This is a genomic window from Amycolatopsis roodepoortensis, assembly GCF_024628825.1.
Taxonomy (GTDB): Bacteria; Actinomycetota; Actinomycetes; order Mycobacteriales; family Pseudonocardiaceae; genus Amycolatopsis; species Amycolatopsis roodepoortensis.
Genome location: NZ_CP102415.1, coordinates 4,520,065 through 4,540,239, shown reverse-complemented (window position 1 = coordinate 4,540,239; position 20,175 = coordinate 4,520,065). Strand labels below are relative to the sequence as shown.

Genomic DNA, 20,175 nt, shown 5'->3' with positions numbered 1-20,175 from the left:
AGGACAGGGCGCGGCGCCCTGTGGAAGGACAGTTCGACCATGGCAACTGAATCACCGGACGTTTCAGATTCCACAGTGGACAGTGAGGAAGCAGGGACGCCCGAAACCGTCGGTACGCGCACTGGTGCCAAGGTGTTCATCGGTGTCGTGGCGGCGCTGGCGCTGCTGATCGCCGGTGCCACGGCCGGGACCTTGATCACTCGGTCTGAAGTGGAGGAGAGCACGTCGCCGGCAGTCGACGCGATCGACGTCGGATTCGCCCAGGACATGTCCGTGCATCACCTGCAGGCGGTATCGATGTCCGGTATCGCTCGGGAGCGTAGTACCGATGCCGAGGTCCGGACGCTGGCATTCGACATCGAATCCTCCCAGTTGCGGCAGATCGGCAATATGCAGGGCTGGCTACAGATGTGGAACAAGCCCACTTTGCCTTCCGGTGGCTATATGGCTTGGATGGGCAACTCGGGGCAGCACGGAAGCCACGGCGGTATGTCCGGTGAAGCGGCGTCGGCTCGGGAAGGGCTCATGCCTGGAATGGCGACACCGCAGGAAATCGCCAAGCTACGGTCCTTGTCGGGACGCGAGTTCGACGTGTATTTCCTGCAGTTGATGTTTCGCCACCACGGCGGCGGCGCACCGATGGCCCAGTACGCCGTCGAACGCGCCGGGCAGAACGTAGTGCGGACGCTCGCGGACAGCATCTTCAGATCCCAGTCCGCGGAGATGGGCAGCATCAAGGACATGCTCGCCTCACGTGGGGCGGCGCCGTTGCCGCAATGAGCGGAGGCGGTTCCGTCAGTCGCGGTCGGCCCCACCACCAGCCGAGGGTGGTGTTGATCCCGAGTCCGGCCAGGACGGTGACGGAGAGAGCGTTGAACACCCAGGTCTCGGAGACCGGGCAACGAGCACCGGGTTGTTCAAAGCGCGTCCGGTGTGCCGTTGGACGACCGGGATGGGGCGCAGCGCGGGTTGCTGCCGGAGGGCGGCCTGGAACTGTAGCTGTCAGATCACCACGACGGCGGCGAAAACCTCGATGGCCGAGTCGATGCCCGAAGCCGACCAGGGCGATGGAGTCCGTCAAGAGGTCGGCGGTCCCAGCATCGCCTTCGTCGGTGGGGAGCCGGAGGTGATGACAACCTCGGTGAGGTTAGAGGTTGCGGGACTGCAGGCCAGGGCAACCCGAGTACGGGTCACCCCAGCCTGCAGCGCGGAGCAGCCGGTGGTTACGAGGACGCGCCCACCGCGCTAGGCGTCGACGGCGTCTGGCTGCGGATCCCTGCGAGCTGCAGGGTTTTGGCGCGGCCGGCGCGGACGCCGTTGGCGATGACGACGACCTCGGCCAGTTCGTGCACCAGCACCACCGCGGCCAGGCCGAGAATGCCGAACAACGCGAGCGGCATCAACGCGACGATCAGCCCGAGGGACAGGCCGACGTTCTGCAGCATGATCCGGCGTGCGCGGCGGGCGTGGGTGAACGCCTGCGGCAGGTGCCGCAGGTCCTCGCCCATGAGCGCGACGTCGGCGGTCTCGATCGCCACGTCGGTGCCCATGGCGCCCATGGCGATGCCCAGGTCGGCGGTGGCCAGGGCGGGTGCGTCGTTGACGCCGTCGCCGACCATCGCGGTGGAGCGCTGCCCGCGCAGTGTCTGGATCAGGCGGGCCTTGTCCTCCGGGCGGAGTTCGGCGTGCACGTCCTCGGCGTCGATGCCGACGTCCTTGGCGAGCGCATTGGCGGTGGCGTGGTTGTCGCCGGTGAGCATCGCGACGTGGTAGCCGTCCCGGCGCAGCTGGGCCACGACCTCGGCGGCTTCCGGGCGCAGCTCGTCGCGGACCGCGATCGCCCCGACGATCTGGCCGTTGTCCTCGACCAGCACGGCGGTCGCGCCGGCCTGCTGCATCCGCTGCACGTCCGCGGCCAGTGCGCCGGGGTCGAGCCAGCCGGGGCGACCCAGCCGGAGGGTGCGTCCGTCCAGGCGGCCGGTGAGCCCGGCGCCGGTGACGGCTTCCACGTCCGAGGCCGGGGTGACCTCGTCGACGGCGGCGAGGATCGCGCGGGCCAGCGGGTGTTCGCTGCGCGCTTCCAGTGCTGCCGCCAGGTGCAGGACCTGGTCGCGGCTGGCACCGTTCGTGGTGGCGACCTCGATGACGGCGGGCCGGTTCGCGGTGAGGGTGCCGGTCTTGTCCAGCGCGACCCCGCGGACCGCGCCGAGGGCTTCCAGCGCGGCGCCGCCCTTGACCAGCACGCCGAGTTTGCTTGCCGCGCCGACCGCGGCGACCACGGCGACGGGGACGGAGATCGCCAGGGCGCAGGGGGAGGCAGCGACGAGTACGACCAGGGCACGCTCGATCCAGGTGACCGGGTCGCCGAGCAGGCTGCCGATCACGGCGATCAGCGCGGCGGCGATCATGATGCCGGGCACCAGCGGCTTGGCGATGCGGTCGGCGAGGCGCTGGGAGGCGCCCTTGCGGGCTTGTTCGGCTTCCACGATCCGCACGATCCGGGCGAGGGAGTTGTCCTCGGCGGTGGTGGTGACCTCGACTTCGAGCACGCCGGTGCCGTTGATCGACCCGGCGAACACCTCGCTGCCGGGTCCGGCCTCGACCGGGACGGACTCGCCGGTGATCGCCGAGACGTCCAGCGCGGTACGGCCGTCGCGGATGGTCCCGTCGGTAGCGATCCGCTCGCCGGGTTTGACCAACATCCGGTCGCCGACCCGCAGTTCGGCGGGGGATACGGTGGTCTCGGTGCCGTCGCGCAGGATGGTGGCCTGCGCGGGAACCAGGGACAGCAGGGCGCGCAGGCCGCGGCGGGTGCGGGCCAGCGAATATTCCTCCAGGCCCTCGCTGATGGAGAACAGGAAGGCCAGCATCGCGGCCTCGCCGACCTCGCCGAGGATGACCGCGCCGACCGCGGCGATGGTCATCAGGGTGCCGACGCCGATCTTGCCCTTGACCAGCCGCTTGAGAGTGGAGGGGACGAAGGTGTAGGCGCCGGCCAGCAACGCCGCCGCCTCCAGCGCCAGCTCCACCGGCTGCGCCGTGTCGGCCCAGCCGGCGATCAGCGCGGCGAGCAGGAAGACCCCGGAGACAGCGGCGAACTGTAGTTCCTTGACTTGCCAGAGCCGTTCCGGCTCGTGCTCCTCGGCCTTCTCGCCCACAGGTTCGTCGGGGCCGCAGCCGCACGCGTCACTCATCGAGCACTCTCCTTACTGTCCTGATCCGCGTCGGTCGGGGCGTCGGTGCCGTAGTTCGGGCACAGCGCCACCGCGTTGCCGGTCGCGGCCAGCAGCGTCTCCGCCGACGCCAGCAGGTCCATCAACTCCGGCCGGGCGAGGCTGTAGAACACCTGCCTGCCCTGCGGCCGGCCCACCACCAGCGCGCAATCACGCAGGCACGCCACATGCGCCGACACCGTGGACTGCGCCATGCCCAGCTCGGCCACCAGGTCGGCGACTCGCGCCTCACCGTGGGCCAGGCGCTGCACGATCGCCAATCGGGTGGCGTCGGAGAGGCTGTGGAACAGCGCCACCGCTGGGTCCAAACCCGCACCCGTGCTCGACGCGAGACATCCATCCGTGCTATTCATCGTCACATGGCGATGATAGCAGTCGTGCTCGATTGAATCGAGGTAGGTCGATGTTGATGAACAAGGTTGAGACCGCGCTGGTGAATTCCCTTCCCCGGCGTTGGCTGCAGCGCTTCTACGAGATCCAAGTGCTGTTGCGGTTCGGTGGCAGGCAGGTCCCCGGGGCGCGAGCGCTGGAGATTGGCTGTGGCTCCGGGTACGGGACGCAGCTGGTGCTGGAGCGGTTCGGTGCCGCCAGTGTGGACGCCCTGGATTTGGACCCGGCTATGATCCGCCGTGCCCGCCGGCGTCTCGCTGCTTACGGCGACCGGGTTCGGCTGGCTCCCGGCAGCGCGACAGACGTCCGCGCGGCCTTGGGTACCGAGGACGGCAGCTACGACGCGGTGTTCGATTTCGCGATCATCCATCACATTCCGGACTGGCGAGCGGCCATCGCCGAAGCCGCGAGAGTGCTCAAGCCGGGCGGGCGGTTCTACTTCGAGGAGGTCACCGCTCACGCCCTGGCCCGCCCCACTTACCGGCGGTTGTTCGATCATCCCGCTGGGGACCGGTTCACCGCTGAGCAGTTCCTCGACGAGCTGGCCCGCCACGGGCTCGTGGTTCTCGGGTCGGTCACCCGGGTCCGCGGTGACTACCTGCTCGGTGTGGCCACTAAGCCGTGTCCGGCAGGGAGCGTCGGGTGATGGCTGTCGTCGCTCTTGTCCTGTTCGTGGTCATGATGCTGGTCATCGGCGGGGTCCGCACGCTGATCCAGCGGCGTCGCACTGGCAATACCGGGAATCGGCGTAGCTCGGTGTCACGTGGCTCGTGGGAATGGTGGGGTCTGGCGATCGCCGACGTCGGTTACCTGATGGTGGGGGTCGGTGCACCGACCGCGGCGTTGGCCGGGGTGCCGCCGGTCGCCATCCTTGACCAGTCCGGTGCCCGTATCGTCGGCGTCGTGGTGGCAGCGCTGGGCATCCTCGGGACCTTTGGCGCCCAGATGGCGTTGGGGGCGTCGTGGCGCATCGGCGTCGACCAGAACGAGCGCACGACCCTGGTGACCACCGGGGTGTTCCGGCTGATCCGCAACCCGATCTTCACTGCTGTCGCCGTCGTGTTGACGGGATTGGTGTTGCTGGTGCCCAACCTGATCGCGCTCGGGGGCTTGCTCGTCGCGTTCGTCGGGGTCGAAATCCAGGTGCGCCGGGTCGAGGAGCCTTACCTGCGCCGGGTGCACGGAACCTCATATACCGGCTACGCGTCACGTACCGGCCGATTCCTGCCCGGCCTCGGCCGTATCCGGTACGAACACCAGCGCAGGATTTGAGATGTGGCAAGGAACGGTCACACTCCAGCCCGGGCTGCTCATCTACACAGGACAGTTGGGCGCCGCGCACCGCCACCGGCACGCGGCTGTGCAGGTGGTTGTCGCGCAGGATGATCCGGTGCGGCTGCGTGACGAGTCCGGAACCTCGTGCCGTGGCCGCGCCGCCGTGATCCCGTCCGGGGTGGAACACGAGACCGCCGGTAGTTCGGCGGGCATGCTGGTCTGGGTCGACGCTGACGGGATGCTCGGCCAGGCGTTGACCTCTCGTGTCCGGCGCACCGGGCTCCCTGCTGACACCGCCACCGCATGGGTGGCCGCGGCGGACCCGCTGGACGTCGACAGAGTTATGGCGGGGGGCAATCCGCGCGCGCTGGCCGATCTCATCCTCGGCGAGCTCGCCGATGCGGGCACGCTCGACGCGACGCCGGCTCATCCCGCGGTGCGGCAGGCGGTCGCCGTGCTCCCGGCCATGCTGGATGACACCGTCCACCTTGGACAGATCGCCAAGGAGGTCGGGCTCTCGGCCAGCCGTCTCGGCCACCTGTTCAGTGACGAACTCGGCCTGCCGTTCCGCGCCTACGTGCGCTGGGCGCGCCTGCGCAGGGCGATCGACCATGTCAGGGCTGGCGGGACGCTGACCGAGGCGGCTCACGCGGCCGGGTTCGCCGACAGCGCGCACCTCACCCGCGTCTGCCACGAAATGTTCGGGCTCGCACCCTCACTTCTGGCCGGCGGCATGGACTGGCAGGAATCGGTGGTGTGAGGTCAGCGAGTTTGTTCAAGCCGCGACCCGTGTCCGGGCAGCAGGCTCGGGGGCATGCGCACACTCGTCCGGTACGGCTACGTGCCGTTCATGCTCCTGGCCGTCAACGGCACCGGTATCGCCATCGCCGCCTCCGGTGGTTCCAAGCTCTGGCTGCTGGCCCTGCTGGTGCTCGCCATCGCCTGCTCGTTCGGCGCCGAACGGGTCCTGCCCTACCACGATGAGTGGAACACCCCACACGACGACGACTGGCGCGACACCGTCCACGCCGCGGTGAACGAACTCCTCACCCTTGGCAGTGTCGCCGCCCTGCCCGTGCTCACCGCCGTCGCCTCGATCGAGGGCGTCTGGCCCCACGAATGGCCGTTCGTGCTGCAGGTGCTGGGCGCGGTGCTCGTGGCCGACCTCGGCATCACCCTGGTTCACCTGGCCAGCCACAAGATCCCCGCCTTGTGGCGGCTGCACGCCGTCCACCACAGCGTTAAACGTGCCTACGGCTTCAACGGCCTGATGAAGCACCCACTGCACCAAACCCTGGAAACCGCGGCCGGTGTCGCACCTCTGGTCCTGCTCGGCCTGCCGACCACTGTCGCCTACGCGCTCGCGCTGTGCGTCGCCGTCCAGCTTCTCCTTCAGCACTCCAACGTGGACTATCGCGTCGGACGACTGCGCGCCGTGCTCGCGCTCAACCAGGCCCACCGCTTCCACCACCTGAAATGGGCCGGCATCGGCGACGTCAACTTCGGGCTCTTCACCCTGCTCTGGGACCACGTCCTGCGCACCTACTCCTACGACCCGGAACGGCGCTTCACCAGTGACGACCTCGGCATGGCCGCCAAACCCGACTACCCCAACGCCTATCTCGCCCAGCTCGCCGAGCCCTTCCGGCGCAGTGGCGCCTGCGCGGCGGATGACGCCGACGCCGTCGCCCCGCCGCGAACCAAGTGACCAGTGCCGGGAGGCGGGCCATGCTCCGCTGACGTCCGGGAGAGCGCCGGTAGGTCGGAACGGAGCGGGTCATTCCCTGTCCGCGACGGAGTCACCGACCAGCGGCCCGGACTGCAATCGGGCGGCTGGTGGACGCTGGGAAGGGCCGGAAGCTTCCAGGTGAGGCTTCGAAACGGGGCAGAGCACCAGGGGGCGGTGAGTCACGCATATCTGCGGCCTTTTCTGTCGCCTGACCGGCATTCGACCCGTCCGACTGAATGAACTGCACGTGTCCATGTTTCGGCGCCGGACATTTATCCATCGCGGTTACCTCCCGGTATTCATCGAAACTTGGCGATGACATCCGCTAGCCTGGATGTACGCGTCGGGGAGACGCGTTAGGGGAGATCGACTGCACCGCGCTTGGCGACGTCCAGGCGTGATTTGCCGTGCCCGAAATCGCCGCGTGGGATCGACGTCTGGTCCACGCGACGCGGTAACGCCTCATGAGGTGATGTCGGCGCGGTATGGCTGCCCGATGCTCGCCTATGGGGTCTGCCAAACGGGTGTCTTCGGGAGCGGTGTCCTCAGTGTTCGACGAAACCTCTCGACGACACGCGGACGACCGTGATAGAACATCGTCTTGTAGCGATAATATCGTCCGTAGGCGATTGGTGTGATCGTGTCCGAAGCGTGGGAGCGAACCCATCGGCGTCAGGACTGCGTGACCGAGGTCTTGGCGGCCGTCAGTCGCGGCGGGCCGGTGGCCGTTCGTGGCTATACCGAACGGATCGTGCGGGATTTTGGGAGTATGGAAGCGTTCCTGTGCGATCTGCAGCGACGGTGGTTCACCGCGTTCGACGCCAGGCTTGACGCCGTCCTGGAGGGCCTGCCTGGCGATCCGCTGCGGGAATTGGTCACCTTGTCGCGTGAACTGGAGGGCGCGCTTCCGCACGTGGCCGCGGTGCTGGACGCCTATGCGGGGCATCCGGCGTTGAAAGCGGGCGAGATGCGGCATGCGCACGCTCTGCTGCAGGCCACGGGCATTGAATATCACCTCGTGGTGGCCGAGCGGTCGAGGATCCCCCGACCTCGTCGGGGCGGCGGAAAGACTCGCGCTCGGCGACGTGCATTCCTGGTCGTGCCGCCGACCGAGAACGGTACCTAGGCCTGACTGAGGCTTCTTGACTGGCCGCAGGAGGGGTGCGGCCGCAACCGACGCACTGTCGATTGTGGACACTATGTAATTACTTGGGGAGTAAGTATGAACGTCAGTGTCGGATTGGCTGGTCTGGGGCATGCCCTGGGGTCGACGATCGTGAGCAATGTGGATTTGGCCAAGTCACTGGGGATGCCGCCGGACTGGTTCGTCGAGCACACCGGTATCGAGCAGCGCCAGATCTGCGGTGAGGGCGAGGATGTGTTGTCCCTGGCGATGTCGGCGGTGACCGCGGCGTGCGACGATGCGTCACTCGACATGCACGCACTGGGGCACGAGACCGTTTTGATCCACGTACAGAACGGTTTCACCCATTTCACGCCGCCGGCCGCCGTGGTTCTGGCCGGGCAATTGGGGCTCAACGGTGTCCGGGTGATGGGGCTCGACGGCGTGTGCGCGGAACCCATCGCGGCGTTGGAGACCGGTCTGATGTTGCTGCAGGCCGGCCGGTGTGAGCGGGTCATCATCTCCGCCGCGGTGGACTTCATGTCGTATGTGGATCCGAAGGACCGGAACACGGCAGGGCTGTTCGGCGCCGGGGCGGGCGCCATCATCCTGTCGAACGACACCCAGCGCGACGAGGAGATCCAAGTACGAGGGCTGCACTGGGAAACCCATGCCCAGCATTGGCAGATGGGTGAGGTGGAGGTCAAGCGGCAGCGGAAGACCGACACCGGCGTCGATCTCGAGACCGGCTTCTACGAGATGCAGGGGCAGGCGCTGTATCGTGCCGCGTTGCGCACGTTGCCCGCTGTGATCGACAAGACGCTGGCGCAGGCGGAGTGGAAGAACGAGGACATCGAGCTGATCGTCATCCACCAGCCGAACGCCAAGATGCTGGAAATGGGCGGTCGCCGGCTGGGCCTCAATCTCGATGTCATGCCCCTGCCCGTGCGGCGGCTGGGAAACATGGGCCCGGCCAGCCTGCTGGTCAACCTGTCACTTGCGCGCAAGGAAGGGAAGGTCATTCCGGGAACTCCGGTGCTGCTGCTGGCCTTCGGGCTTGGCTTCTCGTGCGGCGCCGCCGCCATCGAGTTCTGATGTCCGCTGACCGTGGTTGATCCGTCATCATCTGGTGGAGGTGTGGTGAACCGTCGCGTTCTCGTGACCGGTGGCAACAGGGGAATCGGGCTGGCGACCGCCCGCCGATTTCTGCTTTCTGGCGACACGGTCGCCGTCACGTATCGCTCCACGCCTCCACCAGAGAATGTGCCCGGCATTCGGTGCGACGTCACCGATACGACGTCGGTGGATCAGGCGGTGGCCGAGTACGAGGAGCGTTTCGGCCCGGTCGAAGTGCTCGTCGCCAACGCGGGAATCACGGTGGACCGCTTGATCGTGCGGATGTCCGAGGAAGAGTTCCTCTCCGTCCTCAACACCAACCTCGCAGGGGTGTTCCGTGCCGCGAAGCGGGTGAGCATGGGGATGATGAAAGCCCGGTGGGGTCGCATGGTGTTCATTTCCTCTGTAGGGGCGTTCTTCGGTGCGCCAGGGCAGGCCAACTACGCGGCCACGAAAGCGGGTCTGGTCGGCTTCGCCCGGTCCCTGGCGTGGGAATTCGGCACGCGCAACATCACCGCGAACGTCGTGAGCCCGGGCCTCATCGACACCGACATGACCCGGGACCTCAATCAGAAGCGCATCGACTTGCTGCTAAGTATCACGCCGCTGGGCGTCATGGGCGAACCCGACGACGTGGCCCACGTGGTGCGCTTCGTCGCCTCGGAGGAAGCCCGCTACGTCACCGGCGCGGTCATCCCCGTGAGCGGTGGGCTGGCCATGGGCCAGTGACCCGGCAGCCCTACCCGATGTCACTGAGTAGATCGGACTGAAGCAATGTGGAAACGGTGGAGCGAGCTGGCGTCGCGCCGGGCAGCGGCGGTCCTGGCCGTGCTCGCCGTGGCACTGATCGGGCTGGCGATCCTCGGCGCGACGACGAACTCGGAACTGAGCAACGGCCTGCGGTCGCTGGAGGATCCCGGCTCCAGCAGCGCCGAAGCGCGCCGCGTCGTCGAAGAGGCGACCGCCGCCGGCCCCGAACCGGAACTGCTCGCGCTGATCTCGACACCCGACGGCACGGAGTCACCGCAGGCGCGGGCACGGGTCGACGCCCTCGCGCAGCGGCTGAGCCAGGCCCCGATCGTGTCATCGGTGCTCACGCCCGCGGATCCAGGACGCGAGTACCTCCGCGGAGTGGACGGCCGGTTCGCGATAGTCGCGATCACCTTGCGCACGGCTCCGGATCACGAGCGCCGTGCGGGCATCGAACAGCTCCAGCGGGAACTCGGCGGCGAGGAGGGGGTGCGGGTCAGCGGGTTGGGTGCCCTGGAACAGACGATGACCAGCCAGCTCGAAGATGACCTTCGCACCGCTGAGTTCGTGGCGTTTCCGTTGCTGTTCCTGGCGTCACTGTGGGTCTTCCGGTCCGTGGTGGCCGCGACACTGCCCCTGGTGGTAGGTGGTGCGGGGCTGCTGGCCACGCTCGCGTTGGTCCGCGCGGCGAACAGTGTGGTGAGTTTGTCGTCGTTCGTGACGAACCTCGTCATCATGCTGACGCTCGGGCTGGCGATCGACTACTCGTTGTTCTTCGTCAACAGATACCGGGAAGAACTGCGTCGTCACGGCGACATTCCAGCCGCCCTCCGCACAACGCTGCGGACCACCGGCCGCACCATGCTGTTCAGCGCACTGCTGGTTTCCGCCGCCATGGGATCGCTGCTGGTGTTCCCCGTGCAGTTCGTGTACTCGATGGGCGTGGCCGGGCTCATCGCCCCTCTGGTGGCGGTCATCGCGGCCCTGCTGATCCTGCCTCCACTCCTGGGGTTGCTGGGTGAGCGGGTCAACGCCCTGACGCCCCGGTGGCTGAAGCGGTCGGCAGAGCGGGAAACCAAGGTGGTGGAAACCGGGTTCTGGTACCGGCTGGCCGAGTTCGTCATGCGCCGGCCGGCGAAGGTCGCCATCGCCGCGTCGCTGGTTCTGCTGTTGCTCGGTGCTCCGGCGGCAATACTGAAGATCACCGGGTTCGCCCCTGAACAGTTACCCACCTCGATGACCATGCGGCAGGCCCACGACGACCTCACCCAGGCCGCGCCGTCGCTGACCTCAGCGCGCTTCTACGTCGTCGTGACCGCACCCAGCGCCACACGGGCGCAGCTTGACGCCTACGCCGCGCAGCTGGCCACGACTCGCGACGTGGCCGCGGTGTCCCCACCACAGCAGCTCGCCGCGCACACCTGGCGGATGGACGTGACCAGCACGGCCGACGACCTCACGACCGAGGCCCAGCGCGTGGTGGCCGACATCCGGTCGGTTCCCGCGCCTGGACAGGCCCACGTCGGGGGACTGACACCGGCGTTCGTCGACGAACTGGCATCGCTGCGGCAATGGTTGCCGTACTCCTTGCTGATTCTGGTGGCGGCGATGCTGCTTCTGCTGCTCGGATTCACGAGATCGGTCCTGCTGCCCCTGAAAACGCTGCTGATGAACCTGCTGACGTTGGCCAGCTCCGTCGGCATCTTGGTGATCGTCTTCCAGTGGCTGGGAATCGGGCAACCACCGGGAGCGCTCTCCGCGCTGGAAGTCAGCACCTTGATCATCACCGTCACCACCGCCTTCGGGCTGGCCACCGATTACGGGGTGTTCGTCCTCGGCCGCATCGCCGAAGGCCACGACACCGGGCAGCCGGACCGGCGAGCCATCGCCGTCGGCATGGAACGCACCGGGCGGCTGGTGTCCTCGGCCGCGCTGCTGTTCGCGATCGCCGTCGGTGCCTTCGCCAGCTCACAACTGGTGTTCGTCAAGGAACTGTCCATCGGACTGCTCGTGGCCGTGCTCATCGACGCCACCCTGGTCCGGGCCTTCCTGGTGCCCGCGCTGATGCGCCTGCTCGGTTCCGCCAACTGGTGGGCACCCCACTGGCTACGCCGCCGTTCCAACCCCGAACTTGTGTCTACTCCTGAGGACTTGGTGAGGAAACCATGACCGATCTCCACGACCAGCCGATCGCCATCGTGGGCGGGGGCGCGGCCGGGATCGCGACCGCGCTCGCCTTCGCCAGCCGTGGACAGCGCTCCCGGGTATTCGAACGCGCCGGCAACGCCACCGCGATCGATCGCGGTGACATCCTGCATCCCGCGACCTTGCCGCTGCTGCGGCAATGGAACGCCTGGGACGCCGTGCGGGACAGCAAACCACTGCAGTTCGCCGACTTCCGCATCATTGACGGCGATGGCCGCTCCCTGCTGACGGCGAACACCCAAAAGCTACTCGGCGCCGACTACCGTCTCACCGCGCTCCGGCACCCCGACATCGTCCACGCCCTGCACGCCGCGGCGGACGCCACCGGCCTCATCGAGCGACACGACAGCGAACCCGTCACCGAGCTGCTGACGCAGCGAGGACGCATCCGCGGGGTCCGTACCGCGCGCGACGACTACCCCGCCATGCTGACCGTCGTCGCCGCCGGCACCCGCTCGAAACTGCGCGCGCAACACTTCGGTGGCCACCAGGCGATCGACTACGGCACGTCGTTCTACAACGCACGGGTCACCGCCCTGGACAACTACCGCGACTGCGGCTACTACGTTCTCGACCGCGCCGGGCTGCTCGTGATGGTCGCCCTGCCCGGCGACGAACTGCGCATCGGCATCCAGTTCCGCACCCACAACCGCGACGACCGCCCTTCACCCGCCAACTTCGCCGCGCACGCCCGGCGCATCCTGCGCCCGCTGCGCGACGAGCAACTCGACTTCATCGACGGCCACACCTACCGCCTCGAAGGAATCCTCGCCCGCACGTGGTGGACACCCGGCGCCGTGCTGGTCGGCGACATCGCCCACACCGTGCATCCGACCGGCGGCCAAGGCATGAACCTCGCCTTCCAGGACGCCGACATCCTTGCCGCCCAGCTCACCGGAACCCGCGGCCCCGATGCCATCGATGACGCGTGCCGCACCTACGCGACGATCCGCCACAAGCACGTCCGCCCGGTCTTCCGCCGCGCTCACCTCGGCGGCACCGCGGCCTCCTTCAGCCACCCCGCCACCATCGGCGCCCGCCGCGGCCTGCTCCGGGCGGTCGACCACGTGGCGCCGCTCAAACGTGCCGCCATCCGACGTCTCGTCGAAGTCCGCTGACCGACAAGAGGGGGACCACGCTCCATGCCCAGGCCAGATCTCGACGCTTTGAACAAGCGCGTCGACCACGACCGTGCCGCGATCGACACCGCGATGACGACCCAGGAAACCCCGGACGGCAGCACCATCCGCATCGCGCGAATCGGCACCGGACCCACCGTCGTTTGCCTGCCGATGATCACCGAACTCAATTTCGTCTACCTGCCCCAGGTCCAGGCATTGTCTGACCAGTACGAGTTCGTGATCTACGAACCACGACTCAGCCGCACCCACAGGGTCAGCGCCGCCGACCGGGCACGCGAACTCCGCACCGTCATCGACACCGTCGGCGCGGAATCGGCGCACCTGCTGGCCTGGAGCGACGCCGGCTCCGCCGCCTACCTCGCCTGCCGATGGTGGCCGGAACGAATCCGGTCCGCCGTGTTCCTCGGCCTCGCCGACCACTACACCTTCCCCCAGCCCATTCAGATGCTCACTCACGCACTCGACCGATTCCCCATCGAGAAAGCCTTCCCGCCACCTGTGCTGGGCAGGCTGATCAGCCACTATCTCGGCGGCAGCAAAATCCCTCCGCGCTGGGTGTACTCCGAGACCCGCCGCATCCCACAGCTACGCCAGCTGTTCAAATACTCCGTCCTGCCGTGTTTCCGCGACCACCAACCGGACTCCGAACCCTTTCCCGTGCCCGCGCTGCTCATCGGCGGCGACAAGGACGCACTCGTCACACCGGCACAAATGCGGAACATGGCCCGACTGCTCAACCCCGACCGCGAAGCCGTGATCGTCCCCGGCGGCGAACACATCCTCGGCTACGCCACTCCCGAACCGGTCAACGACGCCGTCCGTGACTTCTACAACGTCGTCGATGCCCGCGCCTCGCGCACCCAGGAACGCCACGACCACCCGTAGCCTGAAAGGGCATGCGGTCGGTTTTCCCGCGCCGGGACGCTCAGGAGCAGGGCGTGGAGCGACCTCTCGGGGTGCCTCAGGGCGCAGCCGCAGTCCCCTTTAGCCTGGTGGCATGCCCGGCAGGCGACACGCCACACCAGTCGCGCGAGGAAGTCTCGCGCGGCTGGTCGCCGTGATCGGCGCGCTGGTCGGCCTGGTCGTCCTGCAGGGTTCGCCCTGCCCGGACGAGTTCCATGCCCTCGGCTACGACCCGTTGTGCGCGACGACGACCATCGAGCCAGCCGGCCTCACCATGCCGGATATCGCGCACGAGGCCGGCCCGCCGGGCGATCAGGGCGCTCTGACTCCGCAGGACTCGCAGGACCTCCCGACAGGGGTGGCCGAGCTGTGCCTGGCCCTGCTGGTCGCCGTGCTGCTCATCGCGACAGGCCTGATGCGTCCCGGTCTGTTCCCGGCTACGACGCCACGCGCCGGGCAACCGCTGGCTCCGCAGGGCCGGCGCCCTCGCGCACCGAGCCTCGCCACGCTCTGCGTGCTGCGCACCTAAGCCGAAGTCCGTACCCGTAACCACACTCCGCCGCGCCGTCCGTGGTGGGTGTGGTCGCCGTCGACTTCCGCTTCGTACCCGCAGCCGGAGGCTTGCGTTCCATGTATTCCGATCGTGATGTCTTGTCCACTGGCGTCCGCGCCAGGTCCGAATCCCCGTCGCGGTTGGTTCCGCGACGCCGTCTCCTCATCGCTGTCTACGCCACCGTGGCCGTCCTCATCGCCGGTGGATGCAGTACCGGCACGGACGCCGTCGTATCCGGCGGCAGCTTCGAATTCATCTCACCCGGCGGGCAGACCCGCATCTTCTACGACCCGCCCGAGCAGCGCGGCACCATCACCGGAATGTCCGGGGAAAGCCTGACCGAACCCGGCCGCCAGATCGCGCTGCAGGACTACACCGGCAAGGTCGTGGTCCTCAACATCTGGGGCTCCTGGTGCGGCCCCTGCCGTGCCGAGACCGCGGCACTGGAAGCCGTCCAGCAGGAGACCAAGGCCACCGGTGTCGAGTTCCTGGGCATCAACGTGCGCGATCAGCGCGACGCCGCCGCCGATTTCGTCCACAACTTCAAGGTGAGCTACCCCTCCCTGTTCGACCCCGCGGGACGTTCGCTGATGGCCCTGACGGGTTTTCCGCGCAGTGTGGTGCCCTCGACGATCGTCATCGACCGCAGGCAACGGGTCGCCGCCGTGTTCCTCACCGCTCTCGGGCGGGATGACCTGCTCCCCGTCGTCCAGCGCGTCGCGGCCGAACCCGACCAGGCCCTCTCGAGCCGGGCGACGCCATGAACCCGACCGACATCGCGACCTCGGGACCGCTGCTGCTCGCCGCGCTGATCTCGGTGGCCGCCGGGACGATCTCCTTCGCCTCACCGTGTGTGATCCCGTTGGTCCCCGGCTACCTGGCCTACCTCGCCGGTCTCGTCGGTGCCGACGCCCCCACGGCGGACGCCGAGGACACGGCCAGGCGCCGTGCGGATCGCTGGCGGGTCGCGGGTGCCGCTCTGCTGTTCGTGCTCGGGTTCGCCGTGGTGTTCGGCGCCGCCGTGCTCACCGTCCTCGGCGTCTCCGACGCCTTGCTGGCCAACGAACAGCTACTGCAACGCCTCGGCGGCGTCGTGACCATCTTCATGGGACTGGCCTTCCTCGGCTTCATCCGGCCGCTGCAACGCGACGCGCGCCTGCACCACCGGCCCCGCCGGGGAATCTGGGGCGCCCCTGTGCTCGGCGCGGTCTTCGGCCTCGGCTGGACACCCTGCCTCGGCCCCACCCTGGCCGGAGTCATCGCGCTGGCCAGCGGCACCCAAGCAGGCCCGCCGATCTGGCGCGGCCTGATCCTGGTCACCGCCTACTGCCTCGGACTCGGCCTGCCTTTCGTGCTGCTCGCCCTCTCCGCCCGCTGGGCGGTCACCACCGCCGGCTGGCTCAAAACCCACACCCGCGCGGTACAGATCACCGGCGGCGTCCTGCTGCTGGCCGTCGGCGCACTGCTCGTGACCGGCCTCTGGGGCGACGCCATCGCCTGGCTCCGCGGCCCCATCTCCGGATTCAGCACACCGCTGTAACACCCGATTCCCAATCCATTGAATCGAAGGACGACGAGAACATGACCCCGAACACGAAGGCGTCCCTGACCGTAGCGGCTGTGGTCGTCGTGGTGGCGGCCGCGCTCATCCTGCTGACACGCCCGGACCGTCCCGCCGAGGTCACCCAGGCCGGGCCGGAAGGCGCGGCACCCACCGCGCCCGCGTCGGTGCTGGTGCGCCCGGACAGCCACCGCCTCTCGACCGCCGCCGACGGCAAGGTGACCGTGGTCGAGTTCCTCGACCTCGAGTGTGAAGCCTGCGGGGCGGCGTTCCCCGGCGTGGAGAAGCTCCGCGCCGAATACGGGGACAAGGTCACCTTCGTCATGCGGTACTTCCCGATCGCCAGTCACCGCAACGCCGAACTCGCCGCCCGAGCCGTCGAAGCCGCCGGCCAGCAAGGGAAACTCGAGCCGATGTACCGGCTGATGTACGTGAACCAGCCGCAATGGGGCGACCAGGACGTCTCTCACCGCGACACCTTTCTCGGCTACGCCCGCCAGCTCGGACTCGACATGCCCGCGTTCGAAACCGCCCTCGATGCTCAGGCCACCATCGACCGGGTCATGGCCGACCAAGCGGACGGCACCACGGTCGGTGTCGAAGGCACACCGACGTTCTTCATCAACGGCGTGAAGTTCACCGGCAGGCCCACCTACGACGCCCTCAAGAGCGTCATCGACCGCGAACTCGCGAAATGACCGTCGCCGCCGACAACGAGAGAGGGCCGTTCGCCAGCCGCCTCCTGCCCTGGCTGCTCGCCGGGGCGGGCATGGTCGGGCTCGCCGCGGCGCTGATCCTCACCGTCGAGAAGATCGCGCTCCTGCGCGACCCGGACTACATCCCCACCTGCAGCATCAACCCCGTGCTCAGCTGCGGCTCGATCATGAGCACACCCCAGGCCGAGGCGTTCGGATTCCCCAACCCCCTGCTGGGCATCGCCGGGTTCGCCGTCGTCACCACTGTCGGCGTCGGGATCCTGGCCGGTGCACGGTTCGCTCGCTGGTTCTGGCTCGGCCTCCAAGCAGGCGTCACGTTCGGTGTCGTGTTCGTGCACTGGCTGATCTACCAAAGTCTCTACAAGATCAGCGCGCTGTGCCCGTACTGCATGATCGTCTGGGCGGTGACGATCCCGATCTTCTGGTACACGACCTTGTACAACCTTCAGCACGGGCATCTGCCGGTTCCTGACTCGTGGCGAGCAGCCGTGCGGAAACTGGCCGGATTCCACACCGTCGTGCTGACGGTCTGGTACCTGGCCATAGCCGTGGCGGTCCTGCAGGCCTTTTGGGACTACTGGATGACCCTGCTCTGATCCGGCGAGCCGCTGACCTGGCAACTGCGCCGAAGATTTGTGAGCTTTCAGGGGGACACTCAGTACCGGAAATCCCCGAGGACGGCGGCCCGAGGATGATCGAGGTCGCCGCTGTCACGTTCGCCAACGGCGGGGACAACATCGGCGTCTACGTCCCCGTCCTCGCTGCCGCTGGCCTCGGAGGCATGAGCGTCTACGTCGCGGTCTTCTCGTCCTGGTCGGCGTCTGGATCGCCGCCGGACGGTTCTTCGCCACCCGCCCGGTGATCGCGAAGGCACTCACGTGCTGGGGTCACGTACTGCTTCCGGCTGTCCTGATCGGCATCGGGCTACTCATTCTCATCGAAGGCGGCGCTTTCGGGCTGTAGAACCACACGCCCGCGCTGCTCGGCGAGCACCTCACGGCCGGCCTTGCCGGAACCGTGCAAAGCCTGGCTGCAAGCTTCCTTCGGCACGATGGTCTGCACGCTGGGACTCTGCGGCGTCCCCGGTCACCATGCCGTGACCGCCGAAGTGCGCTTCCGAAGCCCGTCAGCACTGGAAGCCGGCACGGCATCAAGATGTGCTGCAACGGAGTCTTCGGGGAGACCGACCGCCGGATCGCGTTCCAGATCGGGCCGTCGATCGTGTCGAAGGTGTCCGACACCGACAAGCAGTTGCGCGCGTACAAGGACGGTCAGCTCGCGCTGACCGCGCCTCGGCAAGCAATCTGCCAAGAGCTTGTCCGGCACGCTGCTGATCATGACGGTGCAGTCTCCGTACACCATGGACTCGGGAACCTACGGCGTCCCGTCCGATTCACCGGGCGGCTACCGCACGACCGTCCAGTACGCGCTCCGGCTGTCCAATTCGGGGCAGTTCCTGCATTCGGCGCCCTGGTCGATCGCCGACCAGGGACGGAGGAACGTCTCAAACGGGTGCCTGAACGTCAGCCCGGCGAACGCGAAATGGTACTTCGGGAACTCGCACCGCGGCGACGTCGTCGTGGTCAGCGACACCGGCGACACGGTCAAACCGGGGGACGGCTGGACTGACTGGCGGTTCAGCTGGGAGGACTGGACGCGGAAATGAGCTGGGCGGGCCACTTTCCCGAAGGCATCAGAGATGCAGTAGCGCTGGGGAGACGAGAAATGCCGCTGCCGTCACGGTCATGAGGGTGACGGCGAGCGGGATCACGGCGGTAGTGACAACCGCGAAGGCGGCGTGGATCAGCGTGGTGCGTCGTGCTGTATCGGCCCGGAGATGACGCAGCCGTAGCTCCACGAAATCGTCGGCCATCCCCAGCGATGCAGCTGGGCGTGCGCCAGGCGTGTTTCCGGTCATGCTCCGCAGCGCCGCTTCTACCGTCGCGGAACCATGGCTGAGCGACGCTGTGGCGTCCGCGCACAGCTCGACCGCCGCGGCGACGAAGGCGGGCGACCTGCGGGCCAGGGGAAGCCACGGCAGCGCGGTCGCAAACGCGCGAGCGGCGCCGACGAGCATGTGGTGATGCCCCCGGACATGGGCCCGTTCATGGTCAAGCACAGCTTCGAGCTGCGCGGACGACAGCTGCCGCGCCAAGCCGTCGGTGGCCACGATCAGGGCGGGGACGCCGGCGATGCTGTAGGCGATGGCACCTGGGAGCGGCAGCCACCACGTATGGATCGGCCCGGACTCGCGCCTGGACACGGCCGACAACGCGTTGATGTGCCGTCGATGCAACCGGCCTTGGCGGCGGCGATGCCGGGCCAGTGCGACGGAGACGGCTGCGGTGACTCCACCGGCCAGCAGTGTGGCGCCGGTCCCGGCCACCTCGTCGATGCGGGGCATCGACCCGTGCTGAAGTGTTTTCAGGCAGCCGTGGAGCAGGTTGATGAGCTGCAGGGCCGGCCCGTGTCCTGGCAGGACCGCCACGATCGCGGCCATGATGACGGAGCCGAAGAAACCGGCCACCAGGAGCAGCCAGATCACCAGTCGCGCGGACGCTGTGACGCGAGCGATCAGGATCCTCTCAAGCAACATCGGGCCGAGGACGCAGACTGTCAGCGCACCCAGGAGCAACGCGGCGGCCAAAATCATGGGCGAGGTCGTTTCCGTAGGCCGCGACGCAGCGCGTCCCGCTCACCGTCCGATGCGGACGCGGCGAAATGCAGCAGAACGCTCTCGGGATCGTCGGTGTCGGCCAGCAAGGTGCGCAGAGCTTGCGCGGCGGCCTCTTCGCGCGACATCACCGGGGTGTACAGGTAGGCGCGGTTCTGCATGCTGCGCGAGACCCACTCTTTGCGGTGCAGGTTGTCCAGCACGGTCATCACCGTCGTGTAGGCCAGCTCACGCCGTTGGTTCACCACGCCGAGCACGCCGCGCACCGTGAGCGGGCCCTCGGCCTGCCACAAAACGTCCATCACCGCCGACTCGAGCTCACCCAGACCCTGCATGACACCTCCTTGGCGAGCACACGTCGCCTGCCGATCCTACCGGGCGGGATTTCAGCCACCCCGGTCGTCTACTATAATCCTTAGTAGAAGGGTGCGTGAGACGTGTTCTCGGTCGATTACCTGGAGCAATTCGTCATCCTGGCGGTCCTGGCCGTGGCGGTGCTGCTCGCCGGAACCGCGGCGGGAGTGCTGTTCGTTCGACGGCGGTCGGCTGCGGCCCCCGCGGTGCCGGCGGACGACCTTGAGCTTGTCGGGGATTTGTAGGCTCACCTGCGGGAAGGAGTCGATCTGGGGCGGCTGGGCCGTGAGGTCTGCGTCGCTCCCCGACTGCGGGACCTGAGCACGGCCGCGGTCGAGGAAGAAGTGGAGCTGGCCGGCCGGATACGGGGCTGGATCGACGTGTGGCGGGCGCTGGGTCAGGTCTTGATCCGGGTACGCCGCGCAGCAGCGCACCCGGATGTCGGTAAGAC

At 67.9% G+C, this 20,175-nt stretch carries 24 protein-coding genes and 1 pseudogene; 19 read left to right on the top strand and 6 right to left on the bottom strand.

The annotated features are described in order from the left end of the window. Positions 1-39: 39 nt before the first annotated feature. Positions 40-780, top strand: coding sequence for a DUF305 domain-containing protein (locus tag NQK81_RS21420; RefSeq protein ID WP_257489510.1), 741 nt, complete (start codon positions 40-42; stop codon positions 778-780). A gap of 443 nt (positions 781-1,223) precedes the next feature. Here the strand turns inward: NQK81_RS21420 and NQK81_RS21415 are convergent, their stop codons facing one another. Next, on the bottom strand, positions 1,224-3,194 hold the full coding sequence (locus NQK81_RS21415) for a heavy metal translocating P-type ATPase (protein ID WP_257489509.1): 1,971 nt from the start codon (positions 3,192-3,194) through the stop codon (positions 1,224-1,226). Next, positions 3,191-3,586 (bottom strand): ArsR/SmtB family transcription factor, encoded by a 396-nt coding sequence (locus NQK81_RS21410; RefSeq protein WP_371878912.1) that lies wholly within the window; start codon positions 3,584-3,586, stop codon positions 3,191-3,193. Before NQK81_RS21410 ends, NQK81_RS21415 begins: the two co-directional genes overlap by 4 nt. A 56-nt stretch (positions 3,587-3,642) precedes the next feature. Here NQK81_RS21410 and NQK81_RS21405 point away from each other — a divergent pair, with 56 nt between their 5' ends. The 16 genes and pseudogenes from NQK81_RS21405 to NQK81_RS45425 all read left to right on the top strand — a co-directional run. Continuing rightward, positions 3,643-4,269, top strand: a complete 627-nt coding sequence (locus NQK81_RS21405) for a class I SAM-dependent methyltransferase (RefSeq protein ID WP_257489507.1) — start codon at positions 3,643-3,645, stop codon at positions 4,267-4,269. Then, positions 4,269-4,895: a methyltransferase family protein gene (locus NQK81_RS21400; RefSeq protein ID WP_257489506.1), complete on the top strand. Its 627-nt coding sequence runs from the start codon at positions 4,269-4,271 to the stop codon at positions 4,893-4,895. The genes NQK81_RS21405 and NQK81_RS21400 overlap by 1 nt, the downstream gene beginning before the upstream one ends. 1 nt (position 4,896) lies before the next feature. Beyond that, positions 4,897-5,658 (top strand): helix-turn-helix domain-containing protein, encoded by a 762-nt coding sequence (locus NQK81_RS21395; RefSeq protein ID WP_257489505.1) that lies wholly within the window; start codon positions 4,897-4,899, stop codon positions 5,656-5,658. A 54-nt stretch (positions 5,659-5,712) separates the two neighbouring features. Next, on the top strand, positions 5,713-6,606 hold the full coding sequence (locus tag NQK81_RS21390) for a sterol desaturase family protein (protein ID WP_257489504.1): 894 nt from the start codon (positions 5,713-5,715) through the stop codon (positions 6,604-6,606). 703 nt (positions 6,607-7,309) lie between these two features. After that, positions 7,310-7,753 (top strand): hypothetical protein, encoded by a 444-nt coding sequence (locus tag NQK81_RS21385; RefSeq protein ID WP_257489503.1) that lies wholly within the window; start codon positions 7,310-7,312, stop codon positions 7,751-7,753. A gap of 96 nt (positions 7,754-7,849) precedes the next feature. Then, positions 7,850-8,845 (top strand): 3-oxoacyl-ACP synthase III family protein, encoded by a 996-nt coding sequence (locus tag NQK81_RS21380; protein WP_257489502.1) that lies wholly within the window; start codon positions 7,850-7,852, stop codon positions 8,843-8,845. Positions 8,846-8,890: 45 nt separating this feature from the next. After that, entirely contained in the window at positions 8,891-9,595 is a 705-nt protein-coding gene (gene fabG / locus NQK81_RS21375; protein ID WP_257489501.1) for a 3-oxoacyl-ACP reductase FabG, read from the top strand. A gap of 45 nt (positions 9,596-9,640) precedes the next feature. Beyond that, a complete protein-coding gene (locus NQK81_RS21370) occupies positions 9,641-11,785 on the top strand; it encodes an MMPL family transporter (protein WP_257489500.1) in 2,145 nt (714 codons plus the stop codon). Then, positions 11,782-12,939, top strand: coding sequence for an FAD-dependent oxidoreductase (locus NQK81_RS21365; RefSeq protein WP_257489499.1), 1,158 nt, complete (start codon positions 11,782-11,784; stop codon positions 12,937-12,939). The genes NQK81_RS21370 and NQK81_RS21365 overlap by 4 nt, the downstream gene beginning before the upstream one ends. A gap of 24 nt (positions 12,940-12,963) precedes the next feature. Further along, complete coding sequence (locus NQK81_RS21360; RefSeq protein ID WP_257489498.1) at positions 12,964-13,848, top strand: alpha/beta fold hydrolase; 885 nt, start codon at positions 12,964-12,966, stop codon at positions 13,846-13,848. Positions 13,849-13,960: 112 nt separating this feature from the next. After that, positions 13,961-14,395: a hypothetical protein gene (locus NQK81_RS21355; RefSeq protein WP_257489497.1), complete on the top strand. Its 435-nt coding sequence runs from the start codon at positions 13,961-13,963 to the stop codon at positions 14,393-14,395. A 122-nt stretch (positions 14,396-14,517) separates the two neighbouring features. Continuing rightward, positions 14,518-15,183, top strand: a complete 666-nt coding sequence (locus NQK81_RS21350) for a TlpA disulfide reductase family protein (RefSeq protein WP_371878879.1) — start codon at positions 14,518-14,520, stop codon at positions 15,181-15,183. Beyond that, positions 15,180-15,959 (top strand): cytochrome c biogenesis CcdA family protein, encoded by a 780-nt coding sequence (locus NQK81_RS21345; protein ID WP_257489496.1) that lies wholly within the window; start codon positions 15,180-15,182, stop codon positions 15,957-15,959. The genes NQK81_RS21350 and NQK81_RS21345 overlap by 4 nt, the downstream gene beginning before the upstream one ends. 41 nt (positions 15,960-16,000) lie before the next feature. Continuing rightward, on the top strand, positions 16,001-16,678 hold the full coding sequence (locus tag NQK81_RS21340) for a DsbA family protein (protein ID WP_257489495.1): 678 nt from the start codon (positions 16,001-16,003) through the stop codon (positions 16,676-16,678). Beyond that, positions 16,675-17,292, top strand: a complete 618-nt coding sequence (locus tag NQK81_RS21335; protein WP_257489494.1) for a vitamin K epoxide reductase family protein — start codon at positions 16,675-16,677, stop codon at positions 17,290-17,292. Before NQK81_RS21340 ends, NQK81_RS21335 begins: the two co-directional genes overlap by 4 nt. Positions 17,293-17,396: 104 nt before the next feature. Next, a pseudogene (locus NQK81_RS45425) lies at positions 17,397-17,659 on the top strand (cadmium resistance transporter); the annotation flags it as partial. Here NQK81_RS45425 and NQK81_RS21325 read toward each other — a convergent pair. Next, a complete protein-coding gene (locus NQK81_RS21325) occupies positions 17,621-17,758 on the bottom strand; it encodes a hypothetical protein (RefSeq protein WP_257489999.1) in 138 nt (45 codons plus the stop codon). The pseudogene NQK81_RS45425 and the gene NQK81_RS21325 overlap by 39 nt on opposite strands. Positions 17,759-17,782: 24 nt before the next feature. Then, a complete protein-coding gene (locus NQK81_RS21320; protein WP_257489493.1) occupies positions 17,783-18,034 on the bottom strand; it encodes a hypothetical protein in 252 nt (83 codons plus the stop codon). Here NQK81_RS21320 and NQK81_RS21315 point away from each other — a divergent pair. Beyond that, a complete protein-coding gene (locus tag NQK81_RS21315; protein ID WP_306856052.1) occupies positions 18,033-18,362 on the top strand; it encodes a L,D-transpeptidase in 330 nt (109 codons plus the stop codon). The genes NQK81_RS21320 and NQK81_RS21315 overlap by 2 nt on opposite strands. A 27-nt stretch (positions 18,363-18,389) precedes the next feature. Here NQK81_RS21315 and NQK81_RS21310 read toward each other — a convergent pair whose 3' ends face one another. Together NQK81_RS21310 and NQK81_RS21305 are read right to left on the bottom strand one after the other, a co-directional pair. Beyond that, a complete protein-coding gene (locus NQK81_RS21310; RefSeq protein ID WP_257489492.1) occupies positions 18,390-19,349 on the bottom strand; it encodes a M56 family metallopeptidase in 960 nt (319 codons plus the stop codon). Then, positions 19,346-19,705, bottom strand: coding sequence for a BlaI/MecI/CopY family transcriptional regulator (locus NQK81_RS21305; RefSeq protein WP_257489491.1), 360 nt, complete (start codon positions 19,703-19,705; stop codon positions 19,346-19,348). Before NQK81_RS21305 ends, NQK81_RS21310 begins: the two co-directional genes overlap by 4 nt. Before the next feature lie 102 nt (positions 19,706-19,807). On the opposite strand from NQK81_RS21305, the gene NQK81_RS21300 reads away from it, so the two are divergent. Further along, entirely contained in the window at positions 19,808-19,969 is a 162-nt protein-coding gene (locus NQK81_RS21300) for a hypothetical protein (protein WP_257489490.1), read from the top strand. The last annotated feature ends 206 nt before the right edge of the window (positions 19,970-20,175 follow it).

What these genes read in the sequence shown, in the direction of transcription:
- NQK81_RS21420 (WP_257489510.1), top strand. Translation starts at nt 40, where the DNA reads ATGGCAACTGAATCACCGGACGTTTCAGATTCCACAGTGGACAGTGAG.
- NQK81_RS21415 (WP_257489509.1), bottom strand. Translation starts at nt 3,194, where the DNA reads ATGAGTGACGCGTGCGGCTGCGGCCCCGACGAACCTGTGGGCGAGAAG.
- NQK81_RS21410 (WP_371878912.1), bottom strand. Translation starts at nt 3,586, where the DNA reads ATGAATAGCACGGATGGATGTCTCGCGTCGAGCACGGGTGCGGGTTTG.
- NQK81_RS21405 (WP_257489507.1), top strand. Translation starts at nt 3,643, where the DNA reads ATGAACAAGGTTGAGACCGCGCTGGTGAATTCCCTTCCCCGGCGTTGG.
- NQK81_RS21400 (WP_257489506.1), top strand. Translation starts at nt 4,269, where the DNA reads ATGGCTGTCGTCGCTCTTGTCCTGTTCGTGGTCATGATGCTGGTCATC.
- NQK81_RS21395 (WP_257489505.1), top strand. Translation starts at nt 4,897, where the DNA reads ATGTGGCAAGGAACGGTCACACTCCAGCCCGGGCTGCTCATCTACACA.
- NQK81_RS21390 (WP_257489504.1), top strand. Translation starts at nt 5,713, where the DNA reads ATGCGCACACTCGTCCGGTACGGCTACGTGCCGTTCATGCTCCTGGCC.
- NQK81_RS21380 (WP_257489502.1), top strand. Translation starts at nt 7,850, where the DNA reads ATGAACGTCAGTGTCGGATTGGCTGGTCTGGGGCATGCCCTGGGGTCG.
- NQK81_RS21370 (WP_257489500.1), top strand. Translation starts at nt 9,641, where the DNA reads ATGTGGAAACGGTGGAGCGAGCTGGCGTCGCGCCGGGCAGCGGCGGTC.
- NQK81_RS21365 (WP_257489499.1), top strand. Translation starts at nt 11,782, where the DNA reads ATGACCGATCTCCACGACCAGCCGATCGCCATCGTGGGCGGGGGCGCG.
- NQK81_RS21360 (WP_257489498.1), top strand. Translation starts at nt 12,964, where the DNA reads ATGCCCAGGCCAGATCTCGACGCTTTGAACAAGCGCGTCGACCACGAC.
- NQK81_RS21355 (WP_257489497.1), top strand. Translation starts at nt 13,961, where the DNA reads ATGCCCGGCAGGCGACACGCCACACCAGTCGCGCGAGGAAGTCTCGCG.
- NQK81_RS21345 (WP_257489496.1), top strand. Translation starts at nt 15,180, where the DNA reads ATGAACCCGACCGACATCGCGACCTCGGGACCGCTGCTGCTCGCCGCG.
- NQK81_RS21340 (WP_257489495.1), top strand. Translation starts at nt 16,001, where the DNA reads ATGACCCCGAACACGAAGGCGTCCCTGACCGTAGCGGCTGTGGTCGTC.
- NQK81_RS21335 (WP_257489494.1), top strand. Translation starts at nt 16,675, where the DNA reads ATGACCGTCGCCGCCGACAACGAGAGAGGGCCGTTCGCCAGCCGCCTC.
- NQK81_RS21315 (WP_306856052.1), top strand. Translation starts at nt 18,033, where the DNA reads ATGACGGTGCAGTCTCCGTACACCATGGACTCGGGAACCTACGGCGTC.
- NQK81_RS21320 (WP_257489493.1), bottom strand. Translation starts at nt 18,034, where the DNA reads ATGATCAGCAGCGTGCCGGACAAGCTCTTGGCAGATTGCTTGCCGAGG.
- NQK81_RS21310 (WP_257489492.1), bottom strand. Translation starts at nt 19,349, where the DNA reads ATGATTTTGGCCGCCGCGTTGCTCCTGGGTGCGCTGACAGTCTGCGTC.
- NQK81_RS21305 (WP_257489491.1), bottom strand. Translation starts at nt 19,705, where the DNA reads ATGCAGGGTCTGGGTGAGCTCGAGTCGGCGGTGATGGACGTTTTGTGG.